The 21,381-nt window shown below is 67.1% G+C and carries 20 protein-coding genes; 11 read left to right on the forward strand and 9 right to left on the reverse strand.

Features of this window, described 5'->3' with window-relative positions; genetic code table 11:
* Nucleotide 1: 1 nt before the first annotated feature.
* Complete coding sequence (locus tag WFK98_RS03050) at nt 2-811, forward strand: alpha/beta fold hydrolase (protein WP_336799236.1); 810 nt, start codon at nt 2-4, stop codon at nt 809-811.
* 74 nt (nt 812-885) lie between these two features.
* Here WFK98_RS03050 and WFK98_RS03055 read toward each other — a convergent pair whose 3' ends face one another.
* The 3 genes from WFK98_RS03055 to WFK98_RS03065 all read right to left on the reverse strand — a co-directional run bounded on the left by WFK98_RS03055 (nt 886) and on the right by WFK98_RS03065 (nt 4,759).
* A complete protein-coding gene (locus WFK98_RS03055; RefSeq protein ID WP_336799237.1) occupies nt 886-2,103 on the reverse strand; it encodes a CaiB/BaiF CoA transferase family protein in 1,218 nt (405 codons plus the stop codon).
* A gap of 275 nt (nt 2,104-2,378) precedes the next feature.
* Nucleotides 2,379-4,001, reverse strand: coding sequence for a GMC family oxidoreductase (locus WFK98_RS03060; protein WP_336799238.1), 1,623 nt, complete (start codon nt 3,999-4,001; stop codon nt 2,379-2,381).
* A gap of 29 nt (nt 4,002-4,030) precedes the next feature.
* The gene (locus WFK98_RS03065; RefSeq protein ID WP_336799239.1) at nt 4,031-4,759 is read right to left on the reverse strand and encodes an FCD domain-containing protein; all 729 of its coding nucleotides are present in this window, start codon (nt 4,757-4,759) and stop codon (nt 4,031-4,033) included.
* Between the two features lie 219 nt (nt 4,760-4,978).
* Here WFK98_RS03065 and WFK98_RS03070 point away from each other — a divergent pair, with 219 nt between their 5' ends.
* Both WFK98_RS03070 and WFK98_RS03075 read left to right on the forward strand, forming a co-directional pair.
* Nucleotides 4,979-6,454: an aldehyde dehydrogenase family protein gene (locus WFK98_RS03070; protein WP_336799240.1), complete on the forward strand. Its 1,476-nt coding sequence runs from the start codon at nt 4,979-4,981 to the stop codon at nt 6,452-6,454.
* A 52-nt stretch (nt 6,455-6,506) separates the two neighbouring features.
* Nucleotides 6,507-7,607 (forward strand): mandelate racemase/muconate lactonizing enzyme family protein, encoded by a 1,101-nt coding sequence (locus tag WFK98_RS03075; protein ID WP_336799241.1) that lies wholly within the window; start codon nt 6,507-6,509, stop codon nt 7,605-7,607.
* Nucleotides 7,608-7,671: 64 nt separating this feature from the next.
* Here WFK98_RS03075 and WFK98_RS03080 read toward each other — a convergent pair whose 3' ends face one another.
* The gene (locus WFK98_RS03080) at nt 7,672-8,601 is read right to left on the reverse strand and encodes an aldo/keto reductase (RefSeq protein WP_266339365.1); all 930 of its coding nucleotides are present in this window, start codon (nt 8,599-8,601) and stop codon (nt 7,672-7,674) included.
* A 160-nt stretch (nt 8,602-8,761) separates the two neighbouring features.
* Complete coding sequence (locus WFK98_RS03085) at nt 8,762-9,643, reverse strand: LysR family transcriptional regulator (protein WP_336799242.1); 882 nt, start codon at nt 9,641-9,643, stop codon at nt 8,762-8,764.
* Between the two features lie 131 nt (nt 9,644-9,774).
* Between WFK98_RS03085 and WFK98_RS03090 the strand changes: the two genes are divergently transcribed.
* Nucleotides 9,775-10,827, forward strand: coding sequence for an NAD(P)H-dependent flavin oxidoreductase (locus WFK98_RS03090; RefSeq protein WP_336799243.1), 1,053 nt, complete (start codon nt 9,775-9,777; stop codon nt 10,825-10,827).
* Here the strand turns inward: WFK98_RS03090 and WFK98_RS03095 are convergent.
* A complete protein-coding gene (locus tag WFK98_RS03095) occupies nt 10,824-11,567 on the reverse strand; it encodes a GntR family transcriptional regulator (RefSeq protein ID WP_266339368.1) in 744 nt (247 codons plus the stop codon). The genes WFK98_RS03090 and WFK98_RS03095 overlap by 4 nt on opposite strands.
* Nucleotides 11,568-11,815: 248 nt before the next feature.
* Between WFK98_RS03095 and WFK98_RS03100 the strand changes: the two genes are divergently transcribed.
* From WFK98_RS03100 to WFK98_RS03130, 7 genes are read left to right on the forward strand one after another with little or no spacing between them, the layout of a single operon-like run.
* Nucleotides 11,816-12,706 carry a carbohydrate kinase family protein gene (locus WFK98_RS03100; protein WP_336799244.1) on the forward strand — a complete coding sequence of 297 codons (891 nt, stop codon included), beginning with the start codon at nt 11,816-11,818 and terminating at the stop codon, nt 12,704-12,706.
* A gap of 9 nt (nt 12,707-12,715) precedes the next feature.
* Nucleotides 12,716-13,561, forward strand: a complete 846-nt coding sequence (locus WFK98_RS03105; RefSeq protein WP_266339370.1) for a BtpA/SgcQ family protein — start codon at nt 12,716-12,718, stop codon at nt 13,559-13,561.
* The gene (locus tag WFK98_RS03110) at nt 13,558-14,295 is read left to right on the forward strand and encodes a hypothetical protein (protein WP_336799245.1); all 738 of its coding nucleotides are present in this window, start codon (nt 13,558-13,560) and stop codon (nt 14,293-14,295) included. Before WFK98_RS03105 ends, WFK98_RS03110 begins: the two co-directional genes overlap by 4 nt.
* A gap of 1 nt (nt 14,296) precedes the next feature.
* A complete protein-coding gene (locus WFK98_RS03115) occupies nt 14,297-14,596 on the forward strand; it encodes a hypothetical protein (RefSeq protein WP_266339372.1) in 300 nt (99 codons plus the stop codon).
* Nucleotides 14,593-15,357 carry an ATP-binding cassette domain-containing protein gene (locus WFK98_RS03120; protein WP_336799246.1) on the forward strand — a complete coding sequence of 255 codons (765 nt, stop codon included), beginning with the start codon at nt 14,593-14,595 and terminating at the stop codon, nt 15,355-15,357. Before WFK98_RS03115 ends, WFK98_RS03120 begins: the two co-directional genes overlap by 4 nt.
* Nucleotides 15,354-16,388, forward strand: a complete 1,035-nt coding sequence (locus WFK98_RS03125) for an ABC transporter permease (protein ID WP_266339374.1) — start codon at nt 15,354-15,356, stop codon at nt 16,386-16,388. The genes WFK98_RS03120 and WFK98_RS03125 overlap by 4 nt, the downstream gene beginning before the upstream one ends.
* A 38-nt stretch (nt 16,389-16,426) precedes the next feature.
* Complete coding sequence (locus WFK98_RS03130) at nt 16,427-17,380, forward strand: ABC transporter substrate-binding protein (protein WP_266339375.1); 954 nt, start codon at nt 16,427-16,429, stop codon at nt 17,378-17,380.
* A gap of 54 nt (nt 17,381-17,434) precedes the next feature.
* Here the strand turns inward: WFK98_RS03130 and WFK98_RS03135 are convergent, their stop codons facing one another.
* The 3 genes from WFK98_RS03135 to WFK98_RS03145 form a co-directional block, all read right to left on the reverse strand.
* The gene (locus WFK98_RS03135; protein ID WP_336799247.1) at nt 17,435-19,543 is read right to left on the reverse strand and encodes an ADP-ribosylglycohydrolase family protein; all 2,109 of its coding nucleotides are present in this window, start codon (nt 19,541-19,543) and stop codon (nt 17,435-17,437) included.
* Nucleotides 19,544-19,664: 121 nt separating this feature from the next.
* Complete coding sequence (locus tag WFK98_RS03140) at nt 19,665-20,510, reverse strand: carbohydrate ABC transporter permease (protein WP_336799248.1); 846 nt, start codon at nt 20,508-20,510, stop codon at nt 19,665-19,667.
* Nucleotides 20,507-21,352 (reverse strand): carbohydrate ABC transporter permease, encoded by an 846-nt coding sequence (locus tag WFK98_RS03145; RefSeq protein ID WP_266339378.1) that lies wholly within the window; start codon nt 21,350-21,352, stop codon nt 20,507-20,509. Before WFK98_RS03145 ends, WFK98_RS03140 begins: the two co-directional genes overlap by 4 nt.
* Nucleotides 21,353-21,381 lie beyond the last annotated feature (29 nt).

Genomic DNA, 21,381 nt, shown 5'->3' on the forward strand with positions numbered 1-21,381 from the left:
CATGACGGTGGAAATGGAGACGCTGGCGGTCCGCCTGCCGGAGGGCATGGTCCAGGTTGCTCGCTGGACGCCATCGGACGGGACGGCGCGTGGCGAGATCGTGCTGCTGCACCAGGGGCTTGGCTCGATCACGCAATGGGGCTCGTTCCCCGAGGCGCTCGGCGCGGCGACGGCTTGCCGCGTCACCGCCTATGACCGGCTTGGCTATGGCCGCTCGGATTTTCCCGATGACGAGCGCGGCGATTTCCTGGAGCGGGAGGCATGGGAGCGGCTGCCGGCGCTGCTCGACGCGCTCGGCGTCGAGCAGCCGATCCTCTACGGCCATAGCGACGGCGGCACCATCGCGCTGCTCTACGCGTCGGAGCGTCCCGCCGCACTGGCGGGCCTCGTCAGCGAGGCCGCCCATGTCTTCTCCGAGGTGGCCGAGACCGGCGGCATCGAGGCGCTGCGCGCGGAATTCGAGACCGGTGATCTCGCCCGTAAGCTCGCCAGGCACCATCCGCGCCATCTCGATCGGATGTTCCATCGCTGGGCCGACTTCTGGCAGGCGCCGGGGCGCGACGACTGGACGATGCTCGAAAGGCTCGCGGCGATCGAATGCCCGGTTCTGGTCGTGCAGGGCGACGCGGACGAGCATGGCAGCCTGCGCCAGGTCGACGAGATCGTCGAGCGCGTCCATGGGCCGGCGGAGCGGCGGATCCTGCCTGGCTGTGGACACTCGCCGCACCGCGAGCAGCCGCAGGCCGTGCTGGCGGCGGTGGCGCCCTTCGTTGCCGCGATCTTGCAAGGCAATCGAGCGCCTCACACCTGAGCGGGCCGGTGCTTCCGGTGAAAGCGCTTTCTGTTGCCGAACCTGGCGGATGCCAAGTTCGGCCGGCGACGTGGCTAGACTGCCTCGGCCACGCGGGCTTCCGCCTGTCGCGAGGCAGCGACGGCGCGCGTCGCGACCAGCCTTGCCACCTCTTCTGAAGCGTAGCCGAGTTCGTCCATGATCTCGTGCGTGTGCTCGCCGATCTCCAGCGCCAGCACGCGCAGTTCCGGCACCTGGCCGTCATAGCGGTTGGGGTGATTGACCAGATGGACCGTGCGGCCGCGCACGGTGATCTCCCGGAAAACCTCGGCATGCTGGATCTGCGGATCGGCGAGCAGGTCGTCGTAGAAATTGATCGGCGCCCACCAGATGGCATGGGCATCGAGCCGTTCGCCCAACTCGTCGCGCGAGAAGCGGGCGGTCGCGGCGCGCAGCCGGCGGGCATAGTCGTCGCGCTCCTGGTAGCGATCGACGCCGGCGACCTCGCGCAGCGCGTCGCTGTCGAGCGCTTCCGCCAGCACGCCGGCGTCGCAGAGCGAGATCACCATGTGGCCGTCGGTCACCGGATAGACGCCATAGGGCGCGGCGTGGAACCAGGTGGCGAGGTTGGATTCGCGCTTGAGGATGTCGCGGGTCATGCCGCCGGCGAAGAAATTGACCAGCGCCTCGCCCTGTAGGTCGAGGCCGGCATTGAGCAGGCTGGCCTCGACGCGGGTGCCGACGCCCTCGCGCAGGCGGCGCACGAGCGCGCCGAGAATGCCGAGCGCCAGCAGCGCGCCGCCATGCTGGTCGACGATGGCCGCGCCGACCGGGGTGGGGCCGCCGCTCGGCGTGCCGGTGACGCTGATCAGGCCGGACCGGGCTTGCATCAGGATGTCCTGGCCCGGCTTCAGCGCCATCGGACCGGTCGAGCCGAAGCCGGAGGCCGATGCGAAGATGATGTTGGGGTTGATCGCGCGGAGTTCCGCCTCGCTGAAGCCGAGCTTGCTGAAGACGCCGGGGCGGAAATTCTCCATCACCACGTCGGCGCCGGCGATCAGCCGACGGGCGACCTCACGGCCTTCCTCGCTCTTCAGGTCGATGCCGATCGAGCGCTTGTTGCGGTTGGCGCAGAGATAGAAACCGCTGATCCCCTCGACGAAGACGTCGGCGCCGGACCAGCGCCGCTCATGCGCGCCGTCGATCGGCTCGACCTTGATCACGTCGGCACCCATGTCGGCCAGATATTGCGCGCCCGCAGGACCCTGCAGGAAGTGGCAAAAGCTGACGATGCGAATTCCGTTGAGCAGCATTTTCTTTCCCGGAACGTTCCCTGGAGCGGCTCCAGACTTTTGTTTGAAAACGCTTTCATGATTTGCGGCGCGCGGTCAATCGCTAAATGCCCGTCTTGCGGTCACAGGCGAATTTTGAAGCCAGCAAGACCCTCACCCCAGCCCGCTCCCGCGCAGCTGGAGAGGGGGCTTTCTTGGCCTTCAGTGACTCGGGTGCGTCGGAGCGGCGAGGACGTCAGACGCCGGCGGTCTCCCTCTCCCGCCGCGCGGGAGAGGGTAGGGCGAGGGGTTGTCACTTAGCGCGAATTGAGGATGAAGTCGGCGCAGCGGTCGCCCAGCATCATCGCCGGCGCATTGGTGTTGCCGGCATTGATGTTCGGCACCGCCGACATGTCGCAGACGCGCAGGCCTTCGACGCCGCGCACGCGCATGCGGGAATCGAGCACCGCCATTGGATCGCCATCGGCGCCCATCTTGCAGGTGCCGGCGGGGTGATAGTTGGTCTTCACGAAGCGCCGGCAATGGCTGCGAAGCGCCTCCTCGTCCGGTTCCGGTTCGGCAGGGAGGGCGACACGCTCGATCCGCCTCGCGAGCGGCTCGGTGTGGAAGGCGCGCAGGAAGAAGCGCTGGCCGGCCACCATCTGCCGCATGTCGTCCTCGTCCTTGAGCAGGTTGGGCGAGACGAGCGGCATCGCCGCGGGATCGGCGGAGCGCAGCTTCACGTAGCCGCGCGACTTCGGCTTCACCACGACGGTGGTGATGGTCAGGCCATAGGTATCCTTCATCGATTTGCGCGTGTCGCGGTCGAGATAGACGATCGGCACGCAGAAGGCCTGGACGGTGGGCGGCGCATCGGGATCGAGCGGATTGACGAAGGCGCCGGCCTCGACGCCGGCCGAAGTGATCGGGCCGCTGCCGAACAGCTTGAACTGCAGGCCGTTCTTCAGCATCCGCCAGCCATTGCCCTGGTTGAAATAGCCGTACCGGCCATTGGCCGTGCTGGTGATCGGCACTTCCGGATGGTCGATCAGGTTGGCGCCGACGCCGGGCAGATCGACCTTGCAGGCGATGCCGTGCTCGGCGAGATGGGCGGCCGGGCCGATGCCGGAGAGCATCAGGAGCTTCGGGCTGACCAGCGCGCCGGAGCAGACGATCACCTCGCCTTTCGCGTGGGCCGTGTGCTCGGTGCCGCCGATGCGATAGGCGACGCCGACCGCCCTGCCGTCCTCGATCAGCACGCGCGAGACTTCGGCATGCAGGCGCACCGTCAGGCGCGGATCGTTCTTCAGCGGCTCGACGAAGGCATAGGCGGCGCTGCTGCGCTTTCCGGCCCGGTTCATGAACTGGTAGAAGCCGACGCCGCGCTGCGTGGGGCCGTTGAAGTCGGGATTGAACGGCTCGTCCAGCGCCTGCACCGCCTGCACGAACCAGCGCGACAATTCGTTGACATGTCCGGGGTCGGAGACGAGCAGCGGCCCGTCGGCGCCGTGCGCGGCGTTGTTCAGCCGGTTGTTGCCCTCCATGCCGCGAAAGTGCTTGAGGACGGCGTTCCAGCTCCAGTCGGCGCCGTCATTGTTGCCGCGCAGGATCTGGTCCCAGTCGTCATAGTCGGAGGGGCGGCCGCGGATATAGACCTGCGCGTTCACCGACGAGCCGCCGCCGAGCACGTTGCCCTGCGGGATGTCGTGCGCGCGGCCGTCGAGATGCGGCTGCGGCACGGTCGTGTGGTACTTCATGTACTTGCTGCCGTTGATCATCTTGAAGATGCCGGGCGGCATGTCGAGCAGCGGATGGTGGTGCGAATGCCCGGCCTCGAGCAGCAGAACGCGATGGTTGCCCTTGGTGACCAGCTGCGCCGCGGCGACACAGCCGGACGACCCGCCGCCGACGACGATGTAGTCGAACTCCTCCCGAGCCACTCCCGAAATCCTCCCTGATTTCTTGTTAGCTAGAACGTGCCGCGAACCGTCTCCCAGGCCTCGCCGAGATGGGCGAGCAGCGCTTGCTCCGCGGCGTCGGGGTCGCGATCGATGATCGCGTCGAAGATCGCCTTGTGCCCCGCGTAGTAGATGAGGTTCTGCTCCGGCGAGCGGTTCATGCTCTGCCAGTGCTCGAACAGCCAGCTGACGAAGGCCTTGTGCACGGCCGGGAAAACTGGATTGCCGAGGATCCGGTAGAAGATGGCGTGGAAGGCGACGTCGGTGTTGTCGAACAGCACGGGATCGTCGATCGCGGCGCGGTTCTGCTCCAGCGCGGCGCGCAGGGCGGCGATGTCCTCCTTGCGCGCGTGCAGGGCCGCGTGGCGGACCAGCGACGATTCCAGGAAAATGCGCACGTCGTAGAGCGTCTTCACCCCGCCATCCTGGCGCAGCAGGTGGCTGACGACGCCGCCGACGGCGGAGAAGGCGGCGTCATAGCCGGGCTTGCGCACGATCGGCCGGTGGCGCGGCTTGCTTTCCAGCAGGCCGCGCGTCGTCAGTGTCGCGATCGCCTCGCGCACGACGGTGCGGCTGATGCCGAAGCGGCCCATCAGGTCGCGCTCCGGCGGCAGCGGGCTGTCATTCGCCAGGACGCCGGAGACGATGTCCTGCTCGATCGTCGCCACGACCGCGTCGGCGGCGCGGTGCTCGCCGGATCGGGCCGGCAGGTCGTCGAGCGGGGAAACGTCGTTCGGCATAAGGCTCTATCCGGCGCGAAGTCGATTTTGCAGCAATCCACCAATCGGCGCTCAAGATCAAGAGGCGACCATTATGGACGGACCAAACCTGGATAGCCTTGGAAAGAAATGGCCGGAGCGTTGGTCCATCCGCCGAAAATTGGTCTGGATTTGACAGATATGTGCTTGTGTGGTCCAACGCATTAGAATATTTGGTCGGACCAAAGTAGGGGAGGGGACGTGCTCGACAAGCTGAGGAGCGCGGTGGCGGGGACGCCGTCGCATCTGGGCATGTATATCGGCGGCCAGTGGCGGGAGGAGGCGTCCGTGCCGACGGTCGAGGTCGAAAACCCGGCGCATGGCGACGTCGTCGCGACGGTGCCGGCCGGTTCGGCCGGACATGCCGAGGCGGCGCTGGAGGCGGCGAAACGGGCACAGCCGGCCTGGGCCGCGATCCCGGCGCCGGAGCGCGGCCGGCTGGTCTCGCTGCTTGCCGATGCGGTGCGCGACCATCGCGACCTGCTCGCCCATGTCGTCGTCGCCGAGCAGGGCAAGCCGCTCAATCAGGCCTATGGCGAGATCGGCGCGACGGAAACCTTTCTGCGCTATGCGGCCGAGAGCGCCCGCCGCATCGAGGGCGATATCATGCCGTCCGATGCCGCGAACGAGGAGGTCTGGATCCGCCGCGTTCCCTATGGCGTCGTCGTCGGCCTGACCGCCTGGAACTATCCCTCGGCGCTGACGGGGCGAAAGCTCGGCCCCGCTTTGGTCGCCGGCAACAGCTTCGTCCTCAAGGCGCATGAATTCACGCCGCTGTCGGGTCTTGCGATCGCGGCGCTCGCCGAAAAGGTCGGCATCCCGGCCGGCGTCTTCAACGTGGTGACGGGAACCGGTCGCTCGGTCGGCCAGGCCCTGGTCGAAAGCCCGCACTCCGACCTGATCACCATGACCGGCAGCACGCGGGCCGGGCGCGAGATCTATGCGTCGGGCGCGGCGCGGATCAAGCCGATCCGCCTCGAACTCGGCGGCAAGGCGCCCTTCATCGTCATGGAGGACGCCGACATCGACCGTGCGGTCGAGAGCGCGGTGACGGCGCGCTACACCAATTGCGGCCAGATCTGCACCTGCAACGAGCGCATGTATCTGCACCGCGCCATCGCGCAGGAATTCATCGAGAAGTTCGTCGCCCGCAGCCGGGCGTTGTCGATCGGCGATCCGCTCGACAACCCCGACATCGGCCCGAAGATCAGCGGCCCCGAGGTCGACAAGACCGCCGACATTGTCCGCCGTAGTGTCAAAGCTGGGGCCGAGGTGCTGCTCGAGGGCGGAAGGCTGACGGAGGGCGTCTATTCGAAGGGTCACTGGTACGCCCCGACCGTCCTGCTCGCCAGGGACAATGCCATCCCGGCGATGCGCGAGGAGATCTTCGGTCCGGTCGTGCCGATCGTCATCTTCGACGATTTCGAGCAGGCGCTCCGCCTCGCCAATGATTCCGACTTCGGTCTTTCGGCTTACGTCTACACCAGCAGCCTGAAGCGGCTGATGCGCGTCGCGGCCGAGCTCGAATTCGGCGAGATCTATTTCAACCGCACCAATGGCGAGCTTATCCAGGGCTTCCATACCGGCTGGGGCCAGTCCGGCCTCGGCGGCGAGGACGGGAAGTACGGCCTCGACGGCTATTTCCAGAAGAAGACCATGTACGTGAACTGGAGCTGATCCGGCACCAGGCCCGGATCGCTCGGCATCCTTTCTCCAGGGGAAGAGAAACATGTCCAGCCGACAGACCATTCGTGACATCCGGACGCGTGTGTTCCACGTGCCGCTCGAAGAGCCGATGCAGGATGCGCGGCACGGGCTGCAGACGTTTTACGAGCTGGTGACGGCCGAAATCGAGACCTCGGACGGCCGGACCGGCGTCGGCTACACCTACACGATCGGCACCGGCGGCCATGCGACCAAGGCGATGATCGACCACGATCTCTCGCCAATGCTGGTCGGCCATGTCGCCGACGACATCGACACGCTCTACGACGAGATGCAGTCGCGCCTGCACTATGTCGGGCGCGGCGGCATCGCCTCCTTCGCCATCTCGGCGGTCGACATCGCGCTCTGGGACCTGCGCGGCCTTAGGCAGGACCTGCCGCTCTGGAAGATGGCGGGCGGCGCCGGCAACTCGCCGCTCACCTATCGCGGCGGCGTCGATCTCAACTATCCGCTGGAGAAGCTCGTCGAGAGCGTCGCCGGCTATCTGGCCCAGGGCTATCGCGCCATCAAGATCAAGGTCGGCAAGCCCGACCTCGCCGAGGACGTGGCGCGCCTCCGCGCCATCCGCGAACTGATCGGCCCGTCGGCGAAGCTGATGGTCGACGGCAATTTCGGCTACGATCTCGAACGCGCCACCGCCGCCGCGCAGGCCTTCGAGCCCTTCGACCTGACCTGGTTCGAGGAACCGATGGAGCCCGACGATTTCGAGGGCTATGGCCGGCTCGCCAGCGCCACCTTCGTGCCGCTGGCCCAGGGCGAGAACCTGCACACCTTGCAGGAATTCAAGCACGCCTTCGCCCATTCATCGCTCGGCTTCATCCAGCCGGATGCCTCGAACTGCGGCGGCGTCACAGGCTTCCTGCGCGTGGCGAAACTCGCCGAGGAACTCGGCATTCCCGTCTGCAGCCACGGCATGCAGGAGCTTCATGTCAGCCTCGTGCCCGCCGTGCCGAACGCCGGCTGGCTGGAGGTGCATGCCTTCCAGATCGATCGCTGCACGCTGCGGCCTCTGGTGGTCGAGAACGGCCGCGCCATCGCGCCGGACGAGCCTGGCACGGGCGTCCGGTTCGACTGGGCCATGCTGGAAGCCTACGCCGTCGGCTAGCCAGACGCCGCCCGCCGCCGCGATGGTGGCGGGGCTCGGCGCTATCCTGCCGGGTGGTATCCCGCTAGGGCAGTACGTGCCCGGCTGCGATGAACAGGCGATACCACTCCTCGCGCGTCAGCGGTACGGCCGAGCCGGCCGCTGCCTCGGCGACGCGGCCGGGCTTGGTGGTGCCTACGACCACCTGGATCCTGGCCGGATGCCGGGTGATCCAGGCGACGGCGATGCCGGTCGGCGTGACGCCATAGGCGCTGGCGAGGTCGTCGATCACGTCGTTGAGCGCCGCATACGCGTCGCGGTCGCCGAGGAAGACGCCGTTGAACAGGCCCTTCTGGAAGGGCGACCAGGCCTGCAGCATCATGTTGTTGAGGCGCGAATAGTCGAGCAGGCCGTTGTCGCGATCGACCGACTGGTCGAGCCCGGCCATGTTGGCGGCGACGCCGGCGGCGATCAGCGGCGCGTGCGTGAGGCTCAACTGCACCTGGTTGGCGATCAGCGGCTGGCGAACTGCGCTCTTGAGCAGCTCGATCTGGCCGGGCGTGTGGTTGGAGACGCCGAAGTGGCGCACCTTGCCGGCGCTGTGCAGCGTCTCGAACGCCTCCGCGACCTCCTCGGGCTCGACCAGCGTATCGGGCCGGTGCAGCAGCAGGAGATCGAGATAGTCGGTGCGGAGCGCTGCAAGCGACTCGTCGACGGACCGCAGGATGTGCTCCTTTGAAAAGTCGAAGAAGCCCTTGCGAATGCCGACCTTGCTCTGGATGACGACCTGCTCGCGTTCGGCCGCCGTGAGGCTGACCGCCTCGCCGAACCGCGCCTCGCAGAGGTGGCGCTCGCCGCCATAGATGTCGGCGTGGTCGAAGACGTTGACGCCGGCGTCCCGCGCCGCGCCGACCAGGTGCTGGATCTCGGCCTTGCTCATCGTGGCGATGCGCATGAGGCCCAGAACCACGCTCGAGACGCTGAGGCCGGTTCGCGGCAGCGGATACATTTTCATTTTTCGGAGACCCTGGAGCGGTGGGGGCGACGGGGGTGGATCGACAGGCAGCTTCACGCATCGACGCCGAATGTCCAGCATCCCGACGTTGGTGTCCCGGAAGTTTTCGCGGTTCAGCGCCAGGAGGCTCCGGCCGGCCAACGCAGAGCGCCGTATCGCCTCAGTCCCTGATGTCCGCAAACGCTTCGAGCGTGTCGCGGAACGCGGCAAAGGCCGGCGTGGCGAAGCCGGGGCGGCTGGCCAGGTAGGTGTCGACCGTCATCAGCGGCTGGTCTTCGACGGGGCCGAGATGGCGCATCAGGTCGACGACGCTGCGCGGCATGATGCTGATGCAGGAGCCGGCGGCCGTGCAGGCGAACATGGCGTGATAGGAGCGCACTTCCTGGATCGCGAAATGCGCCTTGAGCGAACCGAAGCCGGTCAGCCATTCCTCCGCCAGCAGGCGATAGGTGCAGCCGGGCGCAAAGGCGGCCAGCGCCCTCGGCCGGATCTCGTCCGCATGGCGGATTTCGGGATGGCCCGCGGGCAGCAGAAGCACCAACTCCTCCCGGAACACCGGCAGCTTGTCCAGTTCGCCCGGGCCGAGCCACCATTCGCCGGATGGCACGGCGATCAGGGCGCAGTCGATGTGACGCGCGAGCAGCGCGTCGATCAGCTGGCGCGTCGGCGCGGTCGAGAGGTCGATCGTCACCTCGGGCCATTGCTTGTTGTAGCGGGCGAGCGGGATCGGCAGGCGGCTCGCGACCGTGCTCTCCATCGAGCCGACGCGCAGCGTGCCGGCCGGCCCCGATGGATTGACGACCTGCTGGGCCTCCTCGGCGAGGTTCAGGATCCGGTCCGCATAATCGAGATAGGTCTGCCCCTCCGCGGTCAGCGTCATCCGCTTCCTGTCGCGCTGGAACAGCGCCACGCCGATCTCCGCTTCGAGCTGCTGGATGCGGGTAGTGACGTTGGACGGCACGCGCCCGAGCCGCTCGGCGGCGCGGGTGATGCTCTGTTCGTGGGCGACGGCGCGGAACACCGCGAGAGCGGCGAGGTCCATGGAAATTCTCCATTGCGGAATATTTTTCGATATGTATTCTCATAATGTGAATTTAAGTCAATGAGAATTCCCGAATGAAGAACGAGGCGAGGGGGGCGGCTGTCGGTGCCGGGGCGTCTCAAGGAGGGCACATGCTCGACAGGCTTGGTGTGACCTTGCCGATCGTCCAGGCGCCGATGGCCGGTGTCTCGACGCCGGCCCTTGCCGCCGAGGTTTCGAATGCCGGCGGCCTCGGCTCCATCGGCGTCGGCGCAACCGATGCCGGCGGGGCGAGGGCGATGATCGAGGCGCTGCGCGCCGGGACCGGGCGCGCCTTCAACGTCAACCTTTTCGTGCATGGTGCGGCGAAGGCCGATCCGGTGCGGGAGGCCGCGTGGCTGGCTTGGCTCGCTCCGTTCTTTGCCGAATTCGGCGCGGAGCCGCCGCGCCAACTGCGCACGATCTACAGGAGCTTCGCGGAAGATGCCGAGATGCTGGCGCTCTTGCTCGAGACGAGGCCGGCCGTCGTCAGCCTGCATTTCGGCCTGCCGCCGGAAGGCGTTATCCGTGCGCTGAAGTCGGCGGGGATCATGCTCTGGGCGACCGCGACAAGCCTCGACGAGGCGCGCCGCATCGAGGCGTCCGGCATCGACGCCATCGTGGCGCAGGGCATCGAGGCCGGCGGACATCGCGGCGTCTTCGATCCGGCGGCGCCGGATGACGGCCTCGGCACGATGGCGCTGACGCGGCTGCTCGTCCGCCGGACGAGGCTGCCCGTCATTGCTGCCGGGGGCATCATGGACGGGGCGGGCATTGCCGCCGCGCTCGATCTCGGTGCGGTCGCGGCCCAGCTCGGCACGGCCTTCATCGCCTGCCCGGAGTCCGCTGCCGATGCGGCCTATCGCGAGGCGCTGACCGGGCCCGGTGCCGATCACACCCGCCTGACCGCACTGATCTCCGGCCGCCCGGCGCGCGCCCTCGCCAACCGGTTCACGGCGCTGGAAGCGAAGGCGCAAGGGCGCCTGCCGCCGGACTATCCGATCGCCTACGACGCGGGAAAGGCGCTCCACGCCGCGGCCAAGGCAAAGGGCGAGCATGGCTTCGGCGCGCAATGGGCGGGGCAGGGCGCGCCGCTGTCGCGTGCCATGCCGGCGGCAGAACTCGTCGCGACGCTGGCCCGCGAACTGGCTGACGCGCGGGGCTAGAGTTCGACGCGGAAGCGGTAGCGGTCGGCGCGGTAGGTTACGACGGCGAATTCGACCGGCATGCCGCCGGCCGCCTTGGCAATGCGGGTCACCACCAGCACGGCGGAGCCCGGCTCTACGTCGAGCAGTTGCGCAATCTCGTCGCTCGCCAGATTGGCCTCGATGAACTCGACGCCGCCCGAGATCTCTACGTCCAGTTTTTCGCGCAGCCAGGCATAGAGCGAACCATCTGCCAGCTGCGCCTCTGTCGGCGGTGCGACGCTGCCGAAGAGGTCGGGCCGGATCCAGGATACTGAATAGCCCATCAGCCGGTCGTTCGCCCTGAGCAGGCGGTCCGAGCGGAACGGCTTGTCCGATGAGGCGAGGCCGAGCGCGTGCGCGACCTCGCCGCTCGCCTGTTCCCAGCCGGCCGATAGCACGGCGAAGGACGGCTTCAGCCCGCGCAGCAGCATGTCCTCGGTAAAGCCGCGGATCTGGTTGACGGGCTGGTCGACCCGGCCCCCGAGCACGATCGAGCCGACGCCCGAGCGGCGGGTGATCAATCCTTCCTGGACGAGCTTGTTCAGCGCCGAGCGCGCCGTGGTGCGGCTGACGTCGAACACCTCGTTCAGATGCGCCTCGGTCGGCATGACGTCGCCGGCCTGGAATTCGCCCTCGACGATCGACTGCCTGAGGATATTGGCGATCTGAAACCACTTCGGCGCGCCGTCTTCCGAAAGCCGTGTCGCGTTCCAGCTCATGATGTCCCGCCAAATGTCATGACAATTGCATCCTCTATCACTCCCGCTGGTTGAACGGCAAGGGCGTAGCGACCCGGGCCGTTCCCATTGCCTGGAGCTCGTCTGCCATGCCGAGCCAGGTTTGCTGCGGATTTAGTCCATATGATCAAATTTTAGCCAATTCGATCTGCAGCGCATTTTTTGCGCAATCCCGGCTTGCTCAAATGTAATGACAAAGTTACAAATCGAAACATCGCATGGAGGCCCCCTTGGCGCATTATCTATTTGTCGGTGACGTCAGCCTGGATCTGAGCCTGCAAGCGCCGCACATGCCGGCGCCGGACGAGAAAGTTCATTGCACCGCTTCGACCGAGGGAATGGGCGGCGTCGTGACCAACACCGCCGTGGCCTTCTCGCGGGCCGGCGGCAGCGCGGCGCTCGGCATCCAGCTCGGCACCGACCATGCCTCGAGCCAGGTGCGCGGCGAACTGGAGGCTGTGCTGCGCCTCGATTTGCGGCCGGCGGTCGTGCCGGGCGGCCTCTGCCGTGTCGTGACGATGATCGAGCCACATGGCGAAAAGCGGCTGCTGCTCTATCCGGGCGTCTCGATCTATCCCGATGCCTCCGCGGTGGCTGCGCTCCGTCTCGACGACATCGCCCATCTGCACACCGCCTGCTTCGGCCCCGCCGCCGAGGCGCTGGTCTCCCGGGCGCGCCAGGCCGGCATAGGCTGGTCGATCGATCTGGAACCGGCGAGCTTTTCGGGCGGTATCGCAACCCTCGCCCCCGTGCTCGACGGCGCCCGGGTCGTCTTCGTCAACGATCGCGCCGCCGACGCGATCAGCGGCGATCCGATCGCCCGCCTGCGTGACCTGGGTGTCGGCGACGTGGTGCGCACCCGCGGGCCGCTGGGCGCCGAGCTGCATCGCGAGACCGGCGAGGTGCTGTACGCGCCGCCGCCCAAGGGGCTCGTCATCGTCGACACGACCGGCGCGGGCGATTGCCTCGCCGGCTGGTTCCTCGCCGGCATCGCCGCCGGCTGGCGCATCGACACCGTGCTGGCGCGCGCCGTGCGGGCCGCGTCGATCGCCTGCACGAGGGTGGGCGCGCAGACCGCCTATCCGACGCTTTCCGAACTCGAACTCCACGAAAAAGACTGAAGAGGTAGGATGTCTCCCCCCATCGTCATGCCGGCCAAGCCGAGCGCGCTTGCAACCCATTTCGACAAGAAGAAGCCGATCATCGGCGTGGTGCATCTGCGCCCGCTTCCCGGCGCTCCCCGCTACGAGGGCGAAGCGATGCGCGACGTCGTCGCCGCGGCGCTGCGCGACGCGCGCACGCTCGCCGATGGCGGCATCGACGGCATCATGGTCGAGAACGCCAGCGATATGCCCTTCTCGCGGCCCGAGCATATCGGCTTCGAGACCGTGGCGGCGCTCTCGGTCGTCTGCCAGGAGATCCGCAACGCCGTCAGCACGCCGATCGGCATCACCTGCGTGGCGAATGGCGCCATTCCCGGCCTCGCCGTCGCCAAGGCGGTCGGCGCGCGCTGGGTGCGTGTCAACCAGTGGGTCAACGCCTATGTGGCCAATGAGGGCTTCCTGAACGGCCCGGCGGCGGAAGCGCTGCGCTACCGCGCGCAGATCGGCGCCAAGGACGTGTCCATCTTCGCCGACGTGCATGTGAAGTTCGGCGCGCACGCCATCACCGGCGACCGTTCGATCACCGAGCAGGCGACGGATGCCGAGTGGTTCGACGCCGACGTGCTGATCGCGACCGGCACCCGCACCGGCTCGCCGACGCAGCCGGAAGAGGTCGGCGAAGTCCGCGCCGGCACCAATCTGCCCGTCATCGTCGGCTCCGGCCTGTCGCCCGAGCAGGTGCCCACCCTGATGCCGGTCGCCGACGGCGCGATCGTCGGCCAGTGGCTGAAGGTCGACTCGCTCTGGTGGAACCCCGTCGATCCGGCCCGCGTCGAGCGGCTGATGAACGCCGTCGAGAAGGCGCGGACATGACGAGCCTCACCGGAGATACCGACGTCTTCTCGTCGGCGCCCCCGTCCGGCGCCGCGCCAAAAGCCTCGGTGATGTTCGTCGCCACCCGCCAGGACGAGTTGCCCGGCGTCTATGGCGAGGAACACCGCGGCGCCATCCTGGCCGTGCTCGACGAACTCGCCGCCGAGGGCTGGACGCTGTCGCTGCGCCGCGTCTTCGATCCCGACGCGCCGAACGCGCCGCGCGCGCTCGACACCGGCTTCACCCACACGCACGACATCGCCGGCGTGTTCGAGGCGCCAGACCTCGAAAGCGCGATCTTAGGCACCATCCGGCTCGAAAAGGCCGGCTGGGCGCGCGCCTTTCGCACCGAATGGCTCATGGGCGTCAAGGAGTTCGCCCCGGTCATGGGCAAGGGCGCGCTCACCGACCACGGTTGGTCCTTCCTCGCGCTCTGGGAATGGAACGACCAGTGGTGCGAGGCGACGTCGGAAGAGCGCACCGAATACGACTTCGAGTGCGACATCGCCTTCAAGGGCGACCTGGCGCTCGGCGTCAACATCGCCGGCCGCCACCGCATGGACTGGTCGCATTCCTGGCACCATCTCGGCGCCTGGGAGATTGACGGCCCCGACACCGCCGACGCAGCCATCCGCGGCCACGAGCGCGTGGCCGACTTCAAGTTCACCACATCGCGTCACATCGTGGGCCGCCTCGCGCCGCTCGCCGACCTGATCGCTCCGAGGCACGCCTGACATGACCCAATCCGTCTGGATCCACTATTCCCGCCCGCGTCCGCACTGGTACCTGCTCGCCGATCCGGAGAAGCAGGCGCTGGCCGAGGCCTGGCAGGCCGTCCGCGACGGCGCGAAGGCCGCCGGCGCCGAGTTCCACGGCCGCTTCCACATCCGCGGCCAGCACGACTTCCAGGAGGTCGAGATCTGGAAGTTCGCCGGCACCACCGAGGCGTTCAACCATTGGCAGGCGCTTTGCGCGGCGCGCTACAACGAGTTCTACGCCTTCTCGAACAATATCGGCCTGGAAACGGCCGCATGAGTACGCCGCTGCTGGAAGCAACAGGCATCCGGCGCACTTTCGGCCATGTGCAGGCCCTGAAAGGCGCCGATTTCCGGGTAATGCCGGGCGAGATCGTCGCACTGATCGGCGACAACGGCGCCGGCAAGTCGACCTTGGTCAAGATCCTTTCCGGCGCCGACAAGCCGGACGAGGGCACGCTCCGCGTCGAGGGGAGGGAGGTGACCTTCACCTCTCCGCTCGACGCGCAGGAATGCGGCATCGCCACGGTCTACCAGGACCTGGCGCTCGCCCCGGACCTGACGCCGGCCGACAATCTCTTCCTCGGCCGGGAGCTTACCCGCAGCGGTTTTCTCGGCAAGCTCGGCTTCCTCGATCGCCGCACCATGCAGCGCCAAGCGGTCGAGCAGTTCTCCAAGCTGGGGGTCCAGCTTAAGTCGCAGCGCGTCGCGATCGCCTCGCTTTCGGGCGGCCAGCAGCAATCCGTCGCCATTGCTCGCGCGGCGATGTGGGCTAGCAAGCTCGTCATCCTCGACGAGCCGACCGCCGCCCTTGGCGTCGTGCAGACGCAGCGCGTGCTCGATCTCTGCCGGCGCGTCCGCGACGCCGGCACGTCGGTGGTCCTGATCAGCCACAACATGCCCCAGGTCCTGGAGGTCGCGGATCGCGTGCACGTGCTGCGCCTCGGCCAGACGGTCGCCGACCTCCGCGCTGCCGACGCCACCGTCGCCGACCTGGTGCGCGAAATGACCAGCGGGCAAGCCAAGGAGCTGGCAGCATGAGCAACGACCTCGCCATCGCCCCCGTCGAGAGCACGGAGGATCGCCTGCTGCGGCTCGTTGCCGGCGGCTGGATCTTCCTCCTGCTGCTCGCGCTCGTCGCGATCTTCCTGGTGCTGAAGCCGGCGCAGTTCGGCTCCGGCTACAACGTCCAGCAGCTCTTCATCAATGCGGCCATCCTGCTCGTGCTGGCCGTCGGCCAGACCTATGTGGTGATCACCTCGGGCATCGACCTCTCGGTCGGCTCGGTGCTGGTCTTCGCCTCGGTCGTCTCGGCCAAACTGATGCTGTTCCTCTCCGGCGCCGGCGGCACCACCTACGGCACCACGGCTGCGGGCTGGGACATCATCGCGATCGGAACCGTCGCGGCACTGCTCGTCGGCGCGGCCTGGGGCGCCTTCAACGGCATCCTGATCGCGGTGACGAAGATCCCGCCGCTCATCGTCACGCTCGGCACCATGGGCATGGCGCTCGGCGGCGCGCAGATCCTCTCCGGCGGCGTCGACGTCCGCGCCATGCCGGAGCTGCTGGTGACCCAGGTCGGCTCCGGCCGCATCCTCGGTATTCCGGCGCTGGTCGTGATCGCGACTGTAACCGTGATCATCGCCGGCATCGTGCTGCACATGACCCGCTTCGGCATGCATGTCTTCGCCGTCGGTTCCAATGCGGAAGCGAGCCGCCGCAGCGGCATCCCGACCATGGCGCGGCTGATCCAGGTCTACGCCATCTCGGGCCTGATGGCCGGCATCGCGGCGGTCATGTCCAACGCCCGCTTCTCGACGACCACCATCAACGGCCACGCCATGGACAATCTCGCCACCATCTCGGCGGTGGTTCTCGGCGGCACCAGCCTGTTCGGCGGCGTCGGCAGCGTGTTCGGCACGGTGGTGGGCGTCTTCATTCCCATCATCCTGCTCAATGGCTTCGTCATCCTTGGCATTCCGCCGTTCTGGCAGACGGTCGCCATGGGTGCCGTTCTGATCCTTGCCGTCTGGATCGACCAACTGAAGCGACGGCTTCGCAAACGGGGCTAGCGCCACGCACGCTCCGCAATACCAAAGGGGAATAAGCAATGACCAAGACGATCGTATCGGCGGCGGTGGGCCTCGTGCTTACCTCGCTCTCCGCCTCGGGTGCCTTCGCCCAGGAGGCCAATTCGGTGGCCCTCGTGCTCGGCTCGAGCGGCAGCCCGTTCTACCAGGCCATGCAGTGCGGCGCGCAGGCCCGCGCCAAGGAGCTCGGCCTCACGCTCACCGTCTCGGCCGCCGACCAGTTCGCGGCCGATGCGCAGATCCCGGTGGTCAACGCCGTGACGGCGAGTGCCCCGAAGGTCGCCGCCATCGTCCCGACCGACATGCAGGCGCTGATCCCGCCGATGCGCGAACTCGCCGGCCGCGGCACCCAGGTGATCACTGTCGACCAGACCATCTCCGACCCGTCGATCCTGAAGACCCAGGTGCTGACCGACAACAAGGCCGGCGGCGGCATGGCGGCCGACGCGCTAGCGGCGCTGATCGGCAAGAAGGGCAAGGTTCTGGTCATCACCCAGCCGCCGGGCTCGCTGGCGCAGGACGCCCGCGAGGCCGGCTTCGCGGAGACGCTGAAGGCGAAGTACCCTGATATCGAGTATCTCGGCCCGCAGTACCAGTCGAACGACCCGCAGCGCGCCGCCGAGATCATCACCTCGACGCTGTCGGCCCATCCGGACCTCGCCGGCGTGTTCTCGACCAACGACCAGGGCGCGATCGGCGCGATCACCGGCCTGCGCCAGGCCGGCGCCGTCGGCAAGGTGAAGATGGTGGCCTATGACGCCGCCAGCGCCGAGGTCGCCGCGCTGAAGAACGGCGAGCTCCAGGGCCTGATCGCCCAGAGCCCGAGCCAGCAGGGCGCCGTCGCGATGGACATCGCGGCGAAGCTGATCGCCGGCGAGGCCGTGGAGCCCGTCACCATGGCCGAGATCGTCGCCATCGGCGCCGACCAGCCGGAACTCGCTGACAAGTACGAGTACGTCGCCGGCTGCATGTAGCCGCCTCCGTGGCCGCCCGCCTCCCGGGCGGCCACTTTTTTCGTGCTCCCGGCGTCAGGCGGCCGAGATCTTGACGACGTCGGTCGAAAGAGCGCCCTCGCGGACGGTGAGGCCGATGCCGCCATCCCGGAACGCTTCGGCGCTGTCGTCCGTCGCCTCGATGGCGACGCCACCAACGGTGGCCGCGATCGTCGAGCCGACGACCTTGGCGCGGACGGGGATGGCCTTCTCCAACGCGAACTCGAAGGGTTTCGACGCCAGCACCACTTCCTTGTCGTCGCGGACGCGCACGATCTGCAACTCGCCAGCCTTGGTGATGCGCAGGTCGTAGTAGCGGCGCAGACCCTGGACGCGCAGCGCCACGCCGCCATGCACGGCGAGATGGATCATGATGTCGGCGTCGAGCGCATAGTCGGTCCATTCGCGCGTGCCATGCGAGACGATGCCGTCGCCGAGCGACTGCGAGATGCGGAAGCTCGGCGGGAAGCGCTTCGAGAAGAAGCTGACGCCGTTGACCCAGGCCATGCGCCAGAAATCGCCGTCGCCGGCCGGACGCTTCAGCGTCACCTCCGGCGCGCCGTCCCAGCGAAGATAGTCGACCAGGACCTTGCCATCGGCGCGCTGGCCTGAGGCGGTCAGCACGACACCGATCTCGGCGATCGGCTGGCCGTCGAGCTCCGGCAGCTTCCAGCTGAGCACGGTGTCGGCGCCGGGCGCGAGCGTCACCGCCTCGCCGTCAACGTCGCGCAGCTTGTCGGCGCCGTCATAGACGCGAAGTCGCAGACGCGCCTCGACGGCGCCCTTGTTGGCGGCCGGCGCCACGACGCGCGCCGTCACCATCTGGCCCGGATAGACCAGCGGCGTCGCCATCAAGTCGTAGGTGCGCATATTGAGCAGCTCCGGCGGCGAGAAGGTCGGGCTGATCGCCGCCGCCTCCTGGCCGGGACCGAGCGCCTCATAGCCGATCGCAAGCGCACGGGAGGGGCCGAATTCCTCATTGCCGACGCGGAGATACGCATTCGCGGTGAACCCGCCCTGCGGGCGGAATCCCTGCTGGCTGCCCGGCAGCGAGAAGTGGAACTGCGCACCGTCCTTCGGCTTGTCGAGCTTGGCTTCGCCGGCGAGCAGGCGGCCGAGATTGGCGAGATAATAGGAGACTCGAACGGCGTCATTGATCGAATTGCCGCCATCGGCGGACGAGATCAGCAGGCGGTCGGCGATCGGACCGCGCCAGTCCGGGCCGGCCTCGATGCCGTCGAGCCCGAGCATGATACCCATCAGGCAGCCGACATTGCCGGCGTTGCAGTCTGTGTCCCAGCCCGAGGTGTTGACGATCATCTGCGCCTTCTGGAAATCGTCCGGCGCATAGAGCACCGACATGATCATCAGCGCGTGGTTCGGCACGACGTGGCAGTTGCCGGGATATTTGTCGTAGCCGTAATGGTCCTGGATCAGCTGGCGGGCGACGCGCCAGTCGGCGTTTTCTCTGTGCCAGCGGCGGACGTCGGCGATCAGCCTGGCGATCAGGCTGTTGGCCGGGATGACCGAGAGGCCGACATCGAGCAGGTGGTCGATGTCGCGGCTCCTGAAGGCTTCCGCCTCCATCGCCGCCCAGAGCATCGCCGCATAGACGGATTCGCCGTCATGGCTGACCTTGCCGGCCTGCTCGGCGAGCTTGGCCGCGAGCTTCGGCTGGTTCGGCGCGACGAGCGCCCAGCCGTCGATGAAGATCTGCGCGCCGATCTGCTCGGCGACCGGCTGGCCGTTGACCTCCATCGAACCGGAGGCGGGGGCGGGGATGCCCTTCTTCAGGTTGATCCAGGCGGTGTGCTCGGTCGAGTTGCCGACGCCGCCCCACCACAGGATCGAGCGCTCCTCGACGATGTAGTTGAGCCAGGCCTTGCCGATGTCCTCGGCCTTGAGGTCCGGCGAGACGCCGTAGTCCTCGAGCGCGCGGACGAAGGTGAAGGTGCCGGCGACGTCGTCATCGGTGACCACGAGCGGCTGGTCGAGGCGGTCATGGACGTAGTACTCGATCGGCCCGAGCTCCTGCATGATGCGCTGGTAGGTCCAGCCCTCGAAGGGACGGCCGAGATAGACGCCGATCAGCTTGCCGAGAACGCCGGCATAGACGCGCTCGAGATAGTCGTTCGGTAGGGTCACTGTTGCCTCCATGGAAACTTGGATCCTCTCATCACCAGGCGATGAAAGGATCTAACTCTTTGTTTGGTCGCGTTTTCCTCACGCGAACGGGTATCCGCTTCGCTCGAAAGCGCGTCTGTTCTCAGCCCTTCACCGAGCCGCCGGCCATGCCTTCGATGAAGCGGCGCTGCAGCAGGATGAAGAGGACGACGACGGGCAGGACGATGATGAGGGCGGCGGCCATGATCTCACCCCAGTCCGAGCTGTACTGGCCGCTCAGCAGGAAGAAGGAGACGATCGCCGTCATGTTGTCGGCGCCCTGCAGGAAGGTCGTGGCGATCAGGAACTCGTTCCAGGAATAGAGCCCGATGATCAGCGCGACGGTCAGGATGCCGGGCGAGACGATCGGCAGCATCACACGGGTGAAGATCTGCCAGTGATTGGCACCGTCGATCTGCGCGGCTTCTTCCAGCTCGCGCGGAATGGCGAGGAAATAGGTCCGCAGCAGCATGACGGCGAAGGGCGAGAAGATCGCCGTGTAGATCAGCGCGACCGCGAACGGATTGTTGATCAGCCCGAGCTTGGCGAAGCCGAAATAGAGAGGGAACAGGAAGAGTTGGATCGGCGCCGTCGTGGTGCCGAGCAGGTAGAAGGTGACGATCTTCCAGCTCTTGACCTTGCGCCGGGCGAGCACATAGGCCGTCAGCGAGGCGGTAGAGCAGACCAGAATGATGGTCGTCGCCGTCAGGATCGCCGAATTCAGCATGGTGGTCGAGAAGCGGGCGTCTTCCCAGGCGCGGGTGAAGTTGTCCCAGCGGAAGGTCTCCGGCCATGCGAGCGGGTTCTGCACGATCTGGGTCGCCGGCTTCATCGAGTTCAGCACCAGCAGCGCGATCGGGAACAGCGTGACGATCAGCGCGATGCCGAGCGCGCCATAGGTCAGGAGCAGCGTCGTGCGGCTCTCGACCAGTTTCACTTCGTGCTTCACGACTGGAACTCCTTGGCCTGCGCCCGGATGTAGAAGGCGGTCGCCGCGAGGCCGAACAGGCTGATGACGACGGCGACGGCGGCGGCCTTGCCGACGGCGAGGTCATAGAAGGCGCTGCGATAGGCGAGGGTGGAGAGCACTTCGCTGGAGAAGGCGGGGCCGCCCTGGGTCAGGATGTAGACGAAGTCGAAGACGAGGAACGACCAGATCACGGTCATGATCATCATCAGCGTGATGGTCGGCCGGATCGCCGGGATCAGCACGTAGCGCAGCGTGTTCCAGAAGCTGACGCCCTCGACCCGGGCGAATTCGATCTGTTCCTGCGGCACCTGGCGGAGTGCCGCGAAAAAGATCACGCAGAGAAAGCCCCACCAGTGCCAGAGATCGACGGTGGCGATGCCGAGCAGCGCCGTCGAGGGCTGCGTCAGCGGATCGATTGTCGGGAAGCCCATGCGCTGGAGCATGCCGTTCACGCCCGAGACGGGGCTGTAAATCATGCCCTGCCAGACGCGCGCCAGGATGGCGGTCGCGATGATCATCGGCAGGAAATAGATGACCTGGAAGAACATGCTGCCGCGCTTGGCGACAAGCAGCAGCGTTGCCGCCAGCAATCCCATGAAGATCGGGATGGTCAGGAAGATGCCGGTCCAGATCAGGTTGTTGGTGAGCGCCGTCCAGAAGACGCGGTCGTTCCAGAGCGCCTGGAAATTCTGCAAGCCGATGAAGACGGGCGTGGTGATGCCGTCCCAGCGGAAGAAGGCCAGCGAGATGGTCAGGAGTGCCGGAACAAGGATGATGACGACATTGATGAGCAATGTCGGGACGAGATAGAGCCGATGCATGCTGGTTTCTCCGCGGGAAGAAGCGGCGG

It is taken from the genome of Kaistia sp. MMO-174, from assembly GCF_037147815.1.
Taxonomy (GTDB): domain Bacteria; phylum Pseudomonadota; class Alphaproteobacteria; order Rhizobiales; family Kaistiaceae; genus Kaistia; species Kaistia nematophila.